15 protein-coding genes are annotated in these 15,411 nt (G+C 70.6%); 11 read left to right on the forward strand and 4 right to left on the reverse strand.

From position 1 onward, the window contains the following. Window positions 1-4: 4 nt before the first annotated feature. On the reverse strand, window positions 5-739 hold the full coding sequence (locus AB0I03_RS04735) for a M50 family metallopeptidase (protein ID WP_360406426.1): 735 nt from the start codon (window positions 737-739) through the stop codon (window positions 5-7). 105 nt (window positions 740-844) lie between these two features. On the opposite strand from AB0I03_RS04735, the gene AB0I03_RS04740 reads away from it, so the two are divergent. The 6 genes from AB0I03_RS04740 (at window position 845) to AB0I03_RS04765 (ending at window position 7,571) form a co-directional block, all read left to right on the forward strand. Next, window positions 845-1,294 (forward strand): hypothetical protein, encoded by a 450-nt coding sequence (locus tag AB0I03_RS04740; protein ID WP_360406429.1) that lies wholly within the window; start codon window positions 845-847, stop codon window positions 1,292-1,294. 224 nt (window positions 1,295-1,518) lie between these two features. After that, window positions 1,519-2,946 carry a glycoside hydrolase family 16 protein gene (locus AB0I03_RS04745; RefSeq protein ID WP_360406432.1) on the forward strand — a complete coding sequence of 476 codons (1,428 nt, stop codon included), beginning with the start codon at window positions 1,519-1,521 and terminating at the stop codon, window positions 2,944-2,946. Between the two features lie 299 nt (window positions 2,947-3,245). Next, complete coding sequence (locus AB0I03_RS04750) at window positions 3,246-4,511, forward strand: extracellular solute-binding protein (RefSeq protein WP_360406435.1); 1,266 nt, start codon at window positions 3,246-3,248, stop codon at window positions 4,509-4,511. Between the two features lie 69 nt (window positions 4,512-4,580). Further along, window positions 4,581-5,576 (forward strand): sugar ABC transporter permease, encoded by a 996-nt coding sequence (locus AB0I03_RS04755; protein ID WP_360406438.1) that lies wholly within the window; start codon window positions 4,581-4,583, stop codon window positions 5,574-5,576. Between the two features lie 101 nt (window positions 5,577-5,677). Further along, window positions 5,678-6,508: a carbohydrate ABC transporter permease gene (locus AB0I03_RS04760; protein WP_360408086.1), complete on the forward strand. Its 831-nt coding sequence runs from the start codon at window positions 5,678-5,680 to the stop codon at window positions 6,506-6,508. 19 nt (window positions 6,509-6,527) lie between these two features. Next, entirely contained in the window at window positions 6,528-7,571 is a 1,044-nt protein-coding gene (locus tag AB0I03_RS04765; RefSeq protein WP_360406441.1) for a LacI family DNA-binding transcriptional regulator, read from the forward strand. 120 nt (window positions 7,572-7,691) lie between these two features. Here the strand turns inward: AB0I03_RS04765 and AB0I03_RS04770 are convergent, their stop codons facing one another. Next, window positions 7,692-7,835, reverse strand: a complete 144-nt coding sequence (locus tag AB0I03_RS04770; protein WP_270110005.1) for a GPGG-motif small membrane protein — start codon at window positions 7,833-7,835, stop codon at window positions 7,692-7,694. A 278-nt stretch (window positions 7,836-8,113) separates the two neighbouring features. On the opposite strand from AB0I03_RS04770, the gene AB0I03_RS04775 reads away from it, so the two are divergent. From AB0I03_RS04775 to AB0I03_RS04795, 5 genes are all read left to right on the forward strand, one after another. Next, complete coding sequence (locus AB0I03_RS04775) at window positions 8,114-9,901, forward strand: bifunctional 3'-5' exonuclease/DNA polymerase (RefSeq protein WP_360406444.1); 1,788 nt, start codon at window positions 8,114-8,116, stop codon at window positions 9,899-9,901. A gap of 243 nt (window positions 9,902-10,144) precedes the next feature. Further along, complete coding sequence (locus AB0I03_RS04780) at window positions 10,145-11,065, forward strand: ABC transporter ATP-binding protein (protein WP_360406447.1); 921 nt, start codon at window positions 10,145-10,147, stop codon at window positions 11,063-11,065. Continuing rightward, window positions 11,062-11,883, forward strand: coding sequence for an ABC transporter permease subunit (locus AB0I03_RS04785; protein ID WP_360406450.1), 822 nt, complete (start codon window positions 11,062-11,064; stop codon window positions 11,881-11,883). Before AB0I03_RS04780 ends, AB0I03_RS04785 begins: the two co-directional genes overlap by 4 nt. 10 nt (window positions 11,884-11,893) lie before the next feature. After that, a complete protein-coding gene (locus AB0I03_RS04790; protein WP_360406453.1) occupies window positions 11,894-13,105 on the forward strand; it encodes a sensor histidine kinase in 1,212 nt (403 codons plus the stop codon). Continuing rightward, window positions 13,102-13,776 carry a response regulator transcription factor gene (locus AB0I03_RS04795; protein ID WP_360406456.1) on the forward strand — a complete coding sequence of 225 codons (675 nt, stop codon included), beginning with the start codon at window positions 13,102-13,104 and terminating at the stop codon, window positions 13,774-13,776. The genes AB0I03_RS04790 and AB0I03_RS04795 overlap by 4 nt, the downstream gene beginning before the upstream one ends. Window positions 13,777-13,971: 195 nt before the next feature. Here the strand turns inward: AB0I03_RS04795 and AB0I03_RS04800 are convergent, their stop codons facing one another. Together AB0I03_RS04800 and AB0I03_RS04805 are read right to left on the reverse strand one after the other, a co-directional pair. Continuing rightward, window positions 13,972-14,739, reverse strand: a complete 768-nt coding sequence (locus AB0I03_RS04800) for a class I SAM-dependent methyltransferase (RefSeq protein WP_360406458.1) — start codon at window positions 14,737-14,739, stop codon at window positions 13,972-13,974. 31 nt (window positions 14,740-14,770) lie between these two features. Then, window positions 14,771-15,304, reverse strand: a complete 534-nt coding sequence (locus AB0I03_RS04805; RefSeq protein ID WP_360406461.1) for a GNAT family N-acetyltransferase — start codon at window positions 15,302-15,304, stop codon at window positions 14,771-14,773. Window positions 15,305-15,411: the final 107 nt, after the last annotated feature.

Here is a 15,411-nt window from a genome sequence, read left to right on the forward strand (position 1 = left end):
GACGCTACGCGGCGCTGACCCACGTGTCGACGGGCAGGAGCATGTAGGTGCCCCACAGCGCCGACGCGATCGTCGCGAGGGCGAACAGGAAGATCCAGCCGCCGGCGGGCATCGCGGTGATCCCGGCGAGCTGGTCGGCGTCGGACTGGCCCGCGCCGTGCCTGCGGCGCCGGCGGCGCGAGCCCAGCTCCAGCACCGGCTTCACCGACCCGAGCAGCAGCAGCCAGGCCCCCACGTAGGCCGCGACGGTCTGCACGATCGCGTTGCCGTACCAGGTGGCGGCGAAGACGCCCGCGCCGACCACGATCAGCGCCAGCGCGCCGTACCAGTTGCGGATGAAGACGAGCATGACCGCCAGCAGCCCCAACGTGATCCACAGGAGCAGGACGATGCGCCCGGCGCCGGTGAGGGCGGCGGCGAGGAGGCCGAGGGCGGCGGGGGCGATGTAGCCGGCGAAGAGGGTCATGGCCGCGCCGAATCCGGTGGGCCGGCCGCGCGAGAACGTGAGGCCCGAGGTGTCGGCGTGGAGGCGGATGCCGGTGAGGCGGCGGCGCATGAGGACCGCCATGAGCGCGTGGCCGCCTTCGTGCGCGATGGTGACCAGGCCGCGGGTCCAGCGCCACACGGGCGTGTAGAGGACGGCGGCGGCCGCGGCCGCCAGGCAGGCGAACATGACCCAGACGGGCGGGGCGTCCTGGGTCTGGGCGAGCGTGTCGATGACGGTCTCGATGGGTTCCACTGGGCCTCAGACTTCGGGGTGAATCGGTCGCGCGGTGAAGGATGATCGTAGCCGCGCCCGTATGGTAGAGGGGGTAGAGGCACCTCCTCGTGGAAGGACGGCCCCATGGGCTCCGACGACCGCCCCGATCCTCACCTGAACTTCCTCGAGACGACCGACCGGCTCGTGGAGGACCTGGCGATGCACAATCTCAAGGCCCGCGAGAAGCTGCGGGAGGGCATCGCGTGGCTCGAGGCGCGTCGTGCGGACGCGGACCCGTCCGAGAACGCCGACATCGAGATCCTGCTGGCGCAGTGCCATGACGCGTTGCAGCGGATGGAGTCGCTTCGGGGCACCTACCAGGACGTGCGGGCGATCAACGCGGCGGCGCACGCCGAGCACGTGGAGTGGCTCGAGAAGCGGATGCTGGGCGGCACGGAGTCGCCCGAGGAGCTGCGGGAGCGGCAGCGGCGCCTGGAGCGGTTGCGGCGGGAGCGGCAGGCCCGGATGGGCGATCTGCAGCGGCGCTCGCGCGCGCGGCAGCCGCCGCAGGGCGAGGGCGACGAAACGGGTTGAAGCCGCCTCGGCACGAAGTGACCGTTCACCCTGGGCTGCAAGGGCTTACCTGCGGCGATGAGCGCCCCGGCCGATAACGGTTCGGCCACGACCCATTGACATGTACCGATTCGTTCGGTAGTAATGAATCCTGAACCGAATGAGAGAGCGCTCTCTCATGGTCGATCTGGAGCCAGATCAGACGTGAGAGAGCGATCTCTCTGACCCTCGGCAAAGGAGCCGTCATGGCACGAGTGCAGACCTCCGAACGACAGCATCCCTCCAGACGATCGTCACGGCGCAGGCTCGCCCGAGTACTCGCCGCCCTCTCCGCGGGCGCGGCGGTGATCGCGGCGGCGGGCCTCACCGTCGTGAACGCCGGCGCCCAAGAGGCCCCCGGGGCCGCCCAGGCCTGGGACCTGGTCTGGTCCGACGAGTTCAACGGCGCGAACGGATCGCAGCCTTCGACCGCGAACTGGATCTACGACATCGGGCACGGCTACCCCGGCGGGCCCGCGAACTGGGGCACCGGCGAGATCGCCGCCCACACCGACAACCCGGCGAACGTCTCCATGGACGGCAACGGGAACCTCGAGATCACCGCCCTGCGCGACGCGGCCGGGCAGTGGACCTCAGCGCGGATCGAGACCGTCCGGGCCGACTTCAAACCGCCGTCGGGCGGGACGCTCAAGGTCGAGGGGCGGCTCCAGCTGCCGCAGGTGACCGGTGAGGCGGCCCTCGGCTACTGGCCCGCGTTCTGGTCCATGGGGGCGCCGTTCCGCGGCAACCACTGGAACTGGCCGGGCATCGGCGAGATCGACCTCATGGAGAACGTCAACGGTCTGGACTGGACGTTCGGGACGCTCCACTGCGGCGTGGCCCCGGGCGGGCCGTGCAACGAGTTCAACGGGCTCGCCGGGCAGACCTACTGCGGCGGTTCGTGCCACACCGGCTTCCACACCTACGGGATGGAGTGGGACGAGTCGGGACCGGCGGGCCAGCTGCGCTGGTACGTGGACGGGACGCTGTTCCACACCATCGACGAGGGCGACCTGCCGGCGGACACGTGGGCGCAGATGACCGACCACGCCGGGTACTTCCTGCTGCTGAACCTGGCGATCGGCGGGGCCTTCCCCGACGGCGTGTCCGGGCGCGCCACGCCCACCGCGGCGACGGTGCCGGGGCATTCGATGCTCGTCGACTACGTGCGGGTGTTCACGGCCGCTGGCGGCGGCACCGGCGAACCGACCGACCCGCCGACGACCGGCGGACCCGGCGGTGCGCGCGACGCGTACACGGCGATCGAGGCGGCGTCGTTCGACGCTGGCTCGGGCGCGACGGCCGGCGGCTCGTCGATCGGCCCGCTCGGCAACGGCGACTGGGTCCGCTTCGACGACGTGGACTTCGGGGCGACGAGCCCGCTGGACTTCACGGCCCGGGTCGCCTCCGGGGCCGGAGGCGGGGTGAGCGGGCTCGTCGAGGTCCGCATCGACTCAGCCACCGCGAATCCGATCGGATCGTTCGCGATCGCGAACACCGGCGGCTGGACCTCCTGGCGCGACGTGCCCGGGAACGTGGCATCGGTGACCGGCACCCACGACGTGTTCCTCACCTTCACCTCCGGCCAGCCGCAGGACTTCGTGTCCGTGCAGGAGTTCCATTTCAGACATTGATCCGAACGGCGCGGCCGTGTCCTCCTTCCGCACGGCCGCGCCCTCCCGCCAACTCCCCCGCGGCAGTGGCATATGACATGTCACGCGTGACGCGCCAGTACACCACCACCACTTCGCAAGGCCCCGAGGCGCAGCAGATGACTTCGGGGCCCGCGATCCGGGCCAGAGAGCGCTCTCTCGACCCGGAACAAGCCCGGCCCGGCCGCCACGGCAGCGCCCGAGCCGCCACCCGCACCCCGCGACCGACGCGGGGCGCGGACCCCTCACCCATCCAGCGAACACAGTGGAGAACCACAGCGATGAACACCAGACCGATCCGAGCCGCCATGGCGGGAGCCGCCGCCGCGGCACTCGCGCTGACCGCCGCATGCGCCGACGCCGGGGACGACGACGGCAAGATCACCCTCAGCGTCGGCCTGTTCGGCGACTTCGGATTCGGGCCCCTCTACGAGGAGTACTCGAAGCTGCACCCCGAGATCGAGTTCGAGGAGCGCATCGCCGAGTTCGCCGACCACCACACCAACCTGACCACCCACCTCGCCACCGGCTCGGGCACCGCCGACATCGAAGCCGTCGAGGTCGGCTACATCTCCCAGTACACGGCCCAGCCCGACCGCTTCCACAACCTCCTCGACCTCGGCGCGGCCGACCTCGAAGGCCAATGGCTCGACTGGAAGTGGCAGCAGGCGCTCGCCAAGGACGGCGAGTCCCTCATCGGGCTCGGCACCGACGTCGGCGGCATGGCCATGTGCTACCGCCGCGACCTCTTCGAGCAGGCCGGCCTCCCGGTCGAACGCGACGAGGTCTCGGCACTGTGGGCGGAGTCCTGGGAGGACTACGTCGACGTGGGCCGCCAGTACTCGGCGGCGACCGGCGGCGACTACTTCTTCGAGTCCTCCGGGAACATGTTCCGCGCCATGGTCGAACAGGCCGACGAGGGCGTGTACGACCGCGAGGACAACCTCGTCGTCGAGTCCAACCCCGCCATCGGCCAGGCCTGGGACCTCACCGTCGAGGCCATCGAGGCGGGCATGTCCAACCGCCTGCAGGCGTGGACGCCCGAATGGAACGCCGGGTTCAACGAGGGCACCTTCGCGACCATCATCTGCCCGGCCTGGATGACCTCCTACATCGAGACGAACGCGCCCGACTCGGTCGGGCTGTGGGACATCGCCACGGTGCCCGGCGGCGCCGGGAACATGGGCGGGTCGCACCTCGTGCTGCCCGCGCAGGGCGACCACCCCGAGGAGGCCTACGCGTTCATCGAGTGGCTCACCGCTCCCGAGCAGCAGCTCAAGGTCTTCGAATCGACCGGGAACTTCCCGTCCACACCGGAGCTGTACGAGGACGAGGCGCTCACCGGCATGACGAAGGCGTACTTCAACGACGCACCGGTCGGCCAGATCTTCACCGCCGCCGCCCAGGCGGTCGAGCCGCAGTACCAGGGCCCGCTCCAGGGCGACGTGCTCGCGACGATCGGCCAGGGCCTCGGCCGCATCGAGGACGGCAGCCAGACACCCGAGGAGGCCTGGAGCCAGGTCCTCAGCGACCTCGAATCGTTCTAGCCCCCAAAGGGAGCGGGACCGGGCACCGAGTGGCCCGGTCCCGCTCCCTGCGAACCCGAAAGCGACCCGATGACCATCGCCGCCAAGCCGGCCGCCGACCCGACCGGCCGCTCCTCCCCCACCGCAGGCCGCCCGCGCCCCGAGCGCCGGCGCTTCCAGCACCTGCGCTACCGCCTCGACCTCAAGGCCTCGCCGTACCTGTACATCGCCCCGTTCTTCGCGCTCTTCGCCGTGTTCGGGCTCTTCCCGCTCGGCTACACCGCCTGGGTGTCCGCACACGACTGGAGCCTCCTGTCGGACGAGCACACCTTCTTGGGCCTGGGCAACTACCAGGCCCTCCTGAGCGACCCGTACTTCTGGAACGCCCTGGGCAACACGCTGTCCATCCTGCTGCTCGCCACGGTCCCGCAGCTGCTGGCGGCACTGCTCCTGGCGCATCTGCTGACGCTGCGGCTGCGCGGGCAGACGTTCTGGCGCATGGGGATGCTGCTGCCGAACGTCGCCTCAGTGGTGGCCGTCGCCGTCATCTTCAGCCAGCTGTTCGGCCGCGACTTCGGGCTGGTCAACTGGGTCCTCGAATCCCTCGGGGCCGGGCGCGTCGACTGGCAGACCGGCAGTGCCACGTCACATATCGCCATCGCGGTCATGGTGGCGTGGAAGTGGACCGGCTACAACGCCCTCATCTACCTCGCCGCGATGCAGGCCGTCCCGCGCGAGGTCTACGAGGCCGCGCACCTCGACGGCGCGTCGCGGATGCAGCAGCTGTTCCACGTCACCGTGCCGATGATCCGGCCCACCATCGTGTTCACGGTGATCGTCTCGACCATCTACGGGCTGCAGATCTTCGCCGAGCCGCAGCTGTTCGGCGGCGGCGGGCCGAACGGCGTCACCGGCGGCGCCTCCCGGCAGTTCCAGACCCTCACGCTCTACCTCTACGAGCACGGCTTCAACCGCGGCTTCGCGTTCGGCTACGCCTCCGCGGTCGCGTGGACGATGTTCCTCGTCATCATCGTCGTCGCCCTCCTCAACTACCTGTTCATCCGCCGCATCAGGAGCGCTTCATGACCCGCCCCGACCTCGCCGACGCACCCGCGCCGGCCTCCGACTCCCGATGGGCCGGCCGCACAGCCTTGCCGGGCCGGCCGGCCCACCGGGCCCGGGCCCGGATGCGGGCCCTGCGCGAGCAGCCGGGCCGCCTCGCCTACCTCACGCTGGTGGCGGTGCTGTTCTTCTCGGGCTTCCCGCTGTACTACAGCTTGGTCGTCGCCTCCCGCGACAACTCGGCGCTCGCGCAGGTCCCCCCGCCGGTGCTGCCGGGGGCGAACCTCGTGGCGAACGTCGAGCGGGTCTTCGCGACGGTGCCGTTCGGCACCGCGCTGTGGAACTCGGCGGTCGTGAGCGTCTCGGTGACCGCGTCGGTCGTGTTCTTCTCGACGCTCGCCGGGTTCGCGTTCGCGAAGCTCGAATTCAAGGGCGCCAAGGTGCTGCTGCTGGCAGTGGTCGCGACGATGATGGTGCCGGTGCAGCTGGGCGTGATCCCGCTGTTCATGCTCATGATCGAGCTGGAGTGGACGGACACGCTGTGGGCGGTCATCGCGCCGGGCCTGGTGAGCGCCTTCGGGGTCTTCTTCATGACCCAGTACCTGCGCGGCGCCCTGCCGGGGTCGCTCATCGAGTCGGCCAGGATGGACGGCGCCTCGACGTTCCGGATCTTCTGGCAGATCGTCATGCCCGCCGCGCGGCCCGCGGCCGTGGTGCTCGGCGTGCTCACCTTCCTGACCTCCTGGAACGACTACTTCTGGCCGCTCATCGTGCTCTCCAGTCCCGAGCGGCAGACCGTGCAGGTCGCGCTGTCGACGCTCAGCGGCGGGTACGTCACCGACCAGGCGTTGGTGCTGACCGGGACCATGCTGGCTACGCTTCCTCTGCTGGCGGTGTTCGCGCTCTTGGGCAAGTACATGATCAGCGGGATCATGCAGGGCGCGGTCAAGGGCTGAGACGTACGGAGGCGGAGGCATGCGGCGAGCGGAGGCGGTGACCGGCGGCGGGCCGGTGCGGGGGCCCCGCACCGGGCGACCCACGCTGGAGGAGGTCGCCGAGCGGGCGGGGGTTTCGCGCGCGACGGTCTCGCGCGTCGTCAACGGGCAGACCACGGTCGCCGAAGACCTGCGTCAGGCCGTGGAGGCGGCGGCGGCCGAACTCGGGTACGTGCCGCACGCCGCCGCGCGGTCGCTGGTGACCCACCGGACCGATTCGGTGGCGCTCATCCTCCCCGAGTCGCCGAACCGGGTCTTCTCGGACGACCAGTTCTTCCCCAGCGTCATCCGCGGCGTCGCCGGCGAGCTCGACGCGGCCGGGAAACTGCTGGTGCTCTTGACGACCGGTTCGGCGGAGGCGCGGTCGCGCGCCGAGCGGTACGCGGTCGGCGGGCACGTCGACGGGGTCATGTTCGCCTCGCTGCACGACGCCGACCTGCTGCCCGAGCTGATGCTGCGGCGCGGCGTTCCGGTGGTGTGCAACGGGCTGCCGCACCTGGCCGCGCCGTGCATCGACGTCGACCACATCGGCGGTGTGAAAGCGGCGGTGGAGTTCCTGCTCGCCAAGGGCCGCAGGCGAATCGCGACGGTGGCAGGGCCCCAGGACATGGTGGCGGGGCGGGCGCGCCTCGATGGCTACCGGCAGGCGCTCGCGGCCGCGGACCGGCGTGCGATCGTCGCGGTCGGGGACTTCACGGCGGAGTCGGGGCACGCGGCGATGCGGCAGCTCCTCGCGGACGAACCCGATCTGGACGCGGTGTTCGTGGCCTCGGACCTCATGGCGCACGGCGCGCTCCAGGCCCTGCGAGAGGCGGGGCGAAGCGTGCCCGGGGACGTGGCGGTGGTGGGGTTCGACGACATCGCGCTGGCGACGTACTGCGACCCGCCGCTGACGACGGTGCGGCAGCCGATCGCAGAGATCGGCCGCAGCATGGCCCGGACCATGCTGCGGCTCTTGGAAGGCCGTGAAGTCGAACCGCTCCAGATCCTTCCGACTGCGCTGGTGGTGCGCGACTCCGCGTAGCGGTGATGGCGGACCATCACCGCGCAGCGGATGCCGGCACCGTCGGTTGTAGAAGTTCGGACATTGTCGCGCGAGGCGGCCGCATGCCGGGTGCGGCCACCGCGCGGCGCGGCAGTGGAGCTAGGTGAAGACGCTCACGCCGCCGGGGCCGACCAGAAGGCCGACGATGATCACCACGATCCCCAGGAGCACCTGCCCCCGGAAGATCATGAAGATGCCGTAGATGACGAGAAGGACCGCGAGGATCCACAGAATCAATGCCATGCGAAGCGGTTACCCGGGACGACACGAAAGTATGTCTACTGTCCTTACCCGCATTGGTCCGGGCCCACTACCTGCGATGCCATGTGACATGTCACGTAGTACCCGTCCGATGGGCCCCCGGTCCTACCCTGACATGCGGGTGTGACAGGACTCGGCGCATTTGCGACATGAGTCGGATTCGCCTGATTGCGACAGTGCCTCGGGCCTGAGCAGCGCCGCCCGCGCCGGACGGGATCGAGATCGGGCGCGATGTCGGTGGCGCGTGATCCACTTGCACCATGGAGGTCGCACTCGTGCACGGTCGCGGCGGGGAGGGGTGGACGATGCCCCTTCCCGGCGGTGCGGTCGCGTACCACGCGGACCTGGCCGCAGCGGTGACCGCGATCGAGGCCGACGCGAAGCGCGAATACGGCTCGGGAGTCCGTGAACGCGAAGGCGGCCGGCGGGCCGAAGCCGCGGTCGGTTCCCAACGCGCCAGTACCGGTGCCGCCGAGCAGGAACACACCGAGGCATCCCCGTCCGGGCCCGGCTCGGACGAGCCCGGCCGCGCCGACTTCGGGCACGGCCATCCGGGATCGCCCCGCTGGGTCCTGGCCGACGCCGCGCGCGACTATCCACCGCTGCTGCAGGCCGGCGCCCGCCTCGACCGCTGCCGCGACCTGCGGCTCGCCGAGCGCATCCTCTGCCGCGTGGAGGGCCGCGAGCCGCCCGCCGTGACCATCGAGTCCGACCCCGACGCCGGAACGCTCTTCGAGCGCGAACCCGAACCGGTCGACGGACCCGCGATCCTCGTCCGACTCCAGGCGACCTGGCTCGACCAGCGCCGACGCACCGCCGCGGCCGATATCGCGGGCCTGGGCACGCTGCTCGCGGCCGAGTCCGCCGGCGCTCTGGTCGCGGCCGAGATGAGCCGCACGGGCGTCCCCTTCGACCGGGGCGTGCACGACCGCCTCCTGCGCGACCTGCTCGGGCCGCGCCCTTCCAAGGGCATGCGGCCCAGGAAGCTCCAGGCGCTGGCGGACAAGGTGGTCGACGCGTTCGGGCACCAGCTCAACCCTGATTCGACGAAGCAGGTCCTCGCGGCCTTCCACGCGGCCGGGCTCGACGTGAAGAACACGCACTCCTGGGAGCTCGCCTCGGTCGACCATCCGGCGGTCGAGGCGTTGAAGGTGTACCGCGAGCACGCGCGGGTGTGGTCGGCGTTCGGCTGGAACTGGGCCGACTCGTGGGTCTCCGCGGCGGGAACGCCCGGCGCCGACGCCGATCCGGCTCTCGCCGACCGGGGGCGGTTCCGGCCCGTGTACATGGTGGGCGGGGCCGACACCGGCCGGTGGGGCACCGATGGCGGCGGGGCACTGCAGCTGCCCCACGCGGTCAGGGAGGCCATCCGGGCCGAGCCGGGCTGGAAGCTCGTCGCGGCCGACGCGGCGCAGCTCGAGCCGCGGCTTCTCGCGGCCATCAGCGGGGACCGGGCGATGATCGCGGCCACGGCCGCCGACGACCTGTACACCGAGCTGGCGCCGCGCCTGGGCGGTGAGCGGTCGAAGGCGAAGATCGCGCTCATCTCCGCGATGTACGGCGGGACCGCCGGGGACGCGGCGCAGCTGGTGCAGCTCATGAAGGACCGCTTCCCGGCGGCGTTCCACCGGGTCGAGTCCGCCGCGCGCACCGGCGAGAAGGGCGGGCTGGTCCGCACGTGGCTGGGCCGGACGGTGCCCGCCCCGGGCGAGCGCTGGTGGCAGACCCTGAACTCGGAGGACGGGACGCGCGCCGCGACCGGCCGCGGGCGGTTCACGCGGAACTTCATCGTGCAGGGCACCGCCGCCGAGTGGGCCCTGGTCCTGCTGGCGCTGCTGCGGCGCGAGCTGCACGAGCGCGACCTCGGTGAGCTCGTGTTCTTCCTGCACGACGAGGTCGTGGTCCACTGCCCGGCCGAGCACGCCGGCACGGTCGGCGCGGTCATCGAACAGGCCGCCGACACCGCCACGCAAACGCTCTTCGGCGACATGCCGGTGCGCATCCCGCTGCGGCCCAAGGTGGTCGACAGCTACTCCGAGGCGAAGTGAACGACCGGCCCGGTCGGCCCGCTCAGGCTTTCGGCGAACCTCCATGTCAGACCCCTGTGTCAGGGTTTTCCCGGGGGTGCTCCGTACCGGTAATATGTGACGCGTGACGTGCTATTCGCCTGGTTCGGCGGTTTTCGGCTCGGTGCCCAACCCGAAGTCGTAGTACTTGGGTACCACTCGCGTCCCTGAAGTTCGCTCTTGAAACGGATGAACCGCCGCGCGGCGGGCCGTAGCGTTCGGGTCATGATCGAGATCGAGCACTTGACGAAGCGCTACGGCAAGAAGACGGCCGTGGACGACTTGACGTTCACCGTCAAACCCGGCGTCGTCACCGGCTTCCTCGGCCCCAACGGCGCCGGGAAGTCCACCACGATGCGCGCCATCGTGGGCCTGGACGCCCCCACCAGCGGTCTCGCCCGGGTCAACGGGAAGCACTACTCCGAGTTCCGCTCACCGCTCACCGAGGTCGGCGCGCTCCTGGAGGCCAAGTCCGTCCACGCCGGGCGCAGCGCCTACAAGCACATGCTGGCCCTCGCCCGCACCCACGGCATCCCGAAGCGCCGCGTCAACGAGGTCATGGACCTCGTCGGCCTCCACGAGGTCGCCGGCAAGCGCGTCGGCGGCTTCAGCCTCGGCATGGGACAGCGCCTGGGCATCGCCGTGGCGCTGCTCGGGGACCCGGCCGTGCTGATCCTGGACGAGCCGGTGAACGGCCTCGACCCGGACGGCGTGAAGTGGATCCGCCTGCTGCTCAAGGGCCTCGCGGCCGAGGGCCGGACGGTGTTCCTGTCCTCGCACCTGATGAGCGAGCTCGCGCAGACCGCCGAGCACCTGATCGTGATCGGGCAGGGCCGGCTTCTGGCCGACACGACGGTGGACGCGTTCGTGTCCGGCAACGGCAAGGCGCAGGTGCGGGTGGTCTCCCCGGATGCGGCGCGGCTGGCCGAGCACCTGGCAGGGCCCGGGATCACTGTGTCGAGCCCCGAGCGCGGGGTACTGGAGGTGACCGGGACGGAGGCCGCCGTTGTCGGCCAGACCGCGGCCGCGCACGGCCTGGTGCTGCACGAGCTGCGCACCGACCGCGGGTCCCTTGAGGACGCGTTCATGCAGTTGACCGCCGACGCGGTCGAGTACCGCCAGACCAATGAAGGGGCGAACCGATGACCGCCGCTGTGATGACCGACCGCCCCGCGGCCTACACGCCGCCGGCGAACTACAAGCTCTCCGCTGTGGGCCTGCTGCGTTCGGAGTGGACGAAGCTGTGGTCGCTGCGCTCGACCTGGATCGTGCTGCTGAGCGCGGCCGTGTTCAGCGCCGGCCTGGGTGCGCTGATCGCGGCGAGCATACCGACCGAGGAGATGGTCGGCGGTGCGGAGACGGCGATCGGCGCCTCCATGTCCGGTGTCGCGCTCGCCTCGGTGTTCGTGGCGGTGCTCGGCATCCTCACGGTGACCGGCGAGTACACGACCGGCTCGATCCGTTCCACGATGTCGGCCGCGCCGAAGCGCCTGTCGGTGCTGTGGGCGAAGGCCGCCGTGTTCGGGGCCGTGGTCGCGGTCATGTTCATCGTCATGGTGTTCCTGACGTTCTTCCTGACGCAGGCGCTGTTCGGGGACTCCGCCCTGGGCGGGGTGTCCCTTTCGGACGACGGGGTGCTCAGGTCGCTGTTCGGGTATGTGGCGTTGATCGTGTACCTGGCGCTGCTGGCGCTCGGGATCGGTTCGATCCTGCGCAACTCCGCCGGTTCGATCGGGTTCTACATCGGCGTCATCATGATCCTGCCGCAGCTGGCGACCCTGCTGCCGTGGAACTGGGTCAGCGACGTGACGCCGTACACGCCGGGCAACGTGCCCAACACGCTCGCGATGGTCGACCCGGCCGGGGCGGACCTGTCGCTGGGCCAGTCCTGGCTGTGGATGGGCATCTGGCTGGTCGTCACCTACGGGCTGGCGGGCGTGCTGCTCAAGCGTCGCGACGTGTGAGCATGTGCTCGTGGCCGAGGCCGTGACCGTTCCCCGCAAGCGCGGGATGTGGCAGCGGATGCTGGAGTTCGACTCCCGGCATCCGCTGCTTTGGAATCTGTTCCCCCTCTTCCTGTTCGCGTTCCCCGCGGGCCTGGCGCTCCTGCTCGCCGCATCCAGCGATCTCGACCTGGTCGATCCGCTGTTGCAGGTGCTGCTGGCGGCGATGTTCATGGTGCCGACGATCTGGCGGCGCCGGTACCCGTTCGCGGTGCTCCTGAGCCAGTGCGTGCCGCTGGCGGTCACGATCCCGATGGGGTACACCAGCGAGGAGAGCGCCGGGTTCGTGAACTCCGCTGGGGCGCTGGCGTTCACGGTCGTGCTGTACAACCTGGTGCTGCGGCGCCCGCTGAAGCTGCTGTGGTGGGCGGGGCTGGTCTCACTCGTGCCGACGCTCATCGACTGGCTGGTGAACCAGGACCTGTCGGTGCTCGGATTCCTCGGGTACTTCGCACCGGGGGCGGTCTACTTCGGGTTCGTCGTGACGATCGGCATGCTGATGCGCACGCGCCGGGAGTTCCAGCACGCGGAGCGGGACCAGGCGGCGCATCAGGCGGTGACGGAGGAGCGCAACCGGATCGCGCGGGAGATGCACGACATCATCGGGCACAACCTGGCGGTGATCAATGCGCTGGCCGACGGCGGCGCGTACGCCGCGACGGCGGCTCCGGAGAAGGCGAAGGAGGCGCTGGAGGCGATCGGGCGCACGAGCCGGGAGGCGCTCTCGGAGCTGCGGCGCGTGCTGTCGGTGCTCAAGGCCGAGGAGGGCGAGGACCTGGAGTTGGCTCCGCAGCCGGGCCTGGCCGAGTTGGACGCGCTCATCGAGCGGGTCCGGGAGGCGGGGCTGCCGGTGACGGTGTCGGTGGCGGGCGAGCCGCTGGCGTTGTCGGAGAACCAGCAGCTGGCGGTGTACCGGACGGTGCAGGAGTCGCTGACGAACGTGTTCAAGCATGCGACGGGTGTGCGGCGGGCCGAAGTGTCGATGGAGTACCGGGATTCGGGCCTGTCGGTGACGGTGCGCAACACCGGGAACCGGGTGGACGAGGCCGGCACGGCGCGTGGTCTGGCAGGCTTGTCGGAGCGGGCGGCGGCGTTCGGCGGCACGATGGTCGCCGGACCTGAGGCGCTCGGCGGTTGGCGGGTCGCGTTGTGGCTGCCCCGGGATGGAGAGGAGCGTCGGTGACGACGTTGCTGATCGTTGATGATCATCCTTTGCAGCGCATGGGATTTCGGATGCTGGTGGAGAGCCAGCCGGATCTGGTGGTGCTCGGGGAGGCCGACAACGGGGCCGATGCGGTGCGTCGCGCGACCGAGCTGGGGCCGGACGTGGTGCTCATGGACGTGCGCATGCCGGGGGTGGACGGGATCGAGGCGACGCGGCGGATCATCGCGGCGGGCGGGCGCAGCCGGGTGCTGGTGCTGACCACGTTCGATCTGGACGAGTACGCGTATGCGGCGCTGCGGGCGGGCGCGAGCGGGTTCCTGGTCAAGGACGCGCAGCCGGAGGAGCTGCTAGCGGGTATCCGCGTGGTGGCCGCAGGGGATGCGGTGGTCGCTCCGAAGCTGACGCGGCGGCTGCTCGACCGGTTCGCCGACCAGTTCCCGGTCGAGGGCGAGGAGGACACATCGAAGACGGCCGAACGGCTCGGTGTGCTGACCGAGCGGGAGAAGGAGGTCCTGACGGCGATCGGGCGGGGCTGGAACAACTCCGAGATCGCTGAGCGGTTCCATCTGGCAGAGTCGACGGTGAAGACGCACGTGGGCCGCATCCTCGCCAAGATCGGCGCCCGGGACCGGGTGCAGGCGGTCATCTTCGCCTACAACACCGGTCTCGTCAGCCCTGACGGCAACTGAAGCGCACCGGCCGGTGGCATGTCACATGTCATGCGGCGCTGCCGGAACCACGACTTCGCACGGCCCTGTGGAATGTCACATGGCATATGCCACCGCAGGACCCGAGGGCTCGTCGCCTTCGACGGTCGGACGTGAATCCTCAGTGGTGTGTCACATGGCACGCACCATTGCGGACATGGAAGTCGCTCCGGCCCTTCACTGGCGTGTGAACGCGAGCAGGTCGCATTCGGATTCGACCGCGCGCGGCGCGGTCTCGGCGACCGCGTCGGCTTCGAGCGCAGCGAGGCCGTCCCGGTACTCGTCTTCATGGAGGTGCTCGTAGACCGAGAGTGCACGCATCCGCTGCCGCCCGGCGTATTCGGCGAGGCTGTCCGCCGAGCGGTGATGCACCTCGGTGAGCCCGGCGTACGCGAACCCCGCGTCGGCGAACACGCGCACCGTCTCCTCCAGCGTCGGGAACACCTCCGCGTCGATCTCGCGCGTGCGCGGGAAGTACCGGTACAGCAGCAGGTCCTTGAGTCGGTCCGAAAGCGTGGTCGCCATGAGCAGCCGCGCGCCCGGCGCGAGGACCCGCGCCAGCTCCCGCGCCGCCGCGGGACGGTCGGGCACGTGGTGCCAGACGAGGAACATCAACGCCAGGTCGGCGCTCGCGTCCTCGAGCGGCAGGTCGGCGGCGTGACCCGGCACGTACGACACGAGCGGGTGCGATGACTCGACATGCGCGACCTCGCGCATCCGCGCGGAGGGCTCGACGCCGATCACGTCGGCCCCGAACTCGTCGGCCAGCGCGGGCGTGAACCGCCCGGTGCCGGAGCCGACGTCGATGACGGTGCCGATGCGCCGGTCGCCGGCGTGTTCGCGGAAGGCGCGGAGCCAGGTGCGGCGGCTCGCGGGCAGGAGCCTGCGTCCCTTCGCGTATCCGGCGTGCTGCGTGCGGTCGTAGTCGACGCGTTTGAGTCCCACCTTGTCCCCCAACCTGTGTGCGCTTGCGGTGCTATGGCGCGGTCGGCACCCGGTACCGGAGTTTGCCGCCGCGTTCGTCTTCGAGTACCCCGCCGTTGGCTTCGATGACCTTGCGGGAGGCGGTGTTCTCGGTGTCGCAGGTGATGAGTGCCTTGTCGATGCCGAGGGCGGCGGCGATGGGCAGGACGGCGGCGAGCATGGCGGTGGCGTGGCCCTGCCTGCGGGCGGTGGGGCGCACGTCGTAGCCGATGTGGCCGCCGATCTCGCTGAGCTGCTCGTTGAGGCGGTGCCGGAGGTTGATGCGGCCGAGGTAGGTGTCGCCGTCGGTCCACCAGTAGGTGGTGGAGGGGACGAAGTGGGCGGGCGGGTGGGTGCTGAGGCGGTGCTCGAAGGCGAGGGCGCGTTCGATCCATGTCGGGGTGCCGTCGGGGTGCCCGGCCTCGCGGAGGAGGTCGCCGAGGAGGGAGCGGTCGTCGGGTCCGCCGCGGCCTTCGGCGAGGAATTCGCGGACGCCCGCGGTGTAGGAGGGTCCGACGCGCGCAGTGGGGAGGATGAGTGCTGGCACGGTGTCGACGGTAAGTGGTGGTCCGGTTTCGCGCAACCGTTATCTGCGGGCGGCGGGGGCTCACGGCGGGCGGGCGCGAATCCTTCGTGAGAGTTAGCGTGGCCGTC

The sequence above is a fragment of the Glycomyces sp. NPDC021274 genome (assembly GCF_040641195.1).
In the GTDB taxonomy this organism is placed as follows: Bacteria; Actinomycetota; Actinomycetes; order Mycobacteriales; family Micromonosporaceae; genus Glycomyces.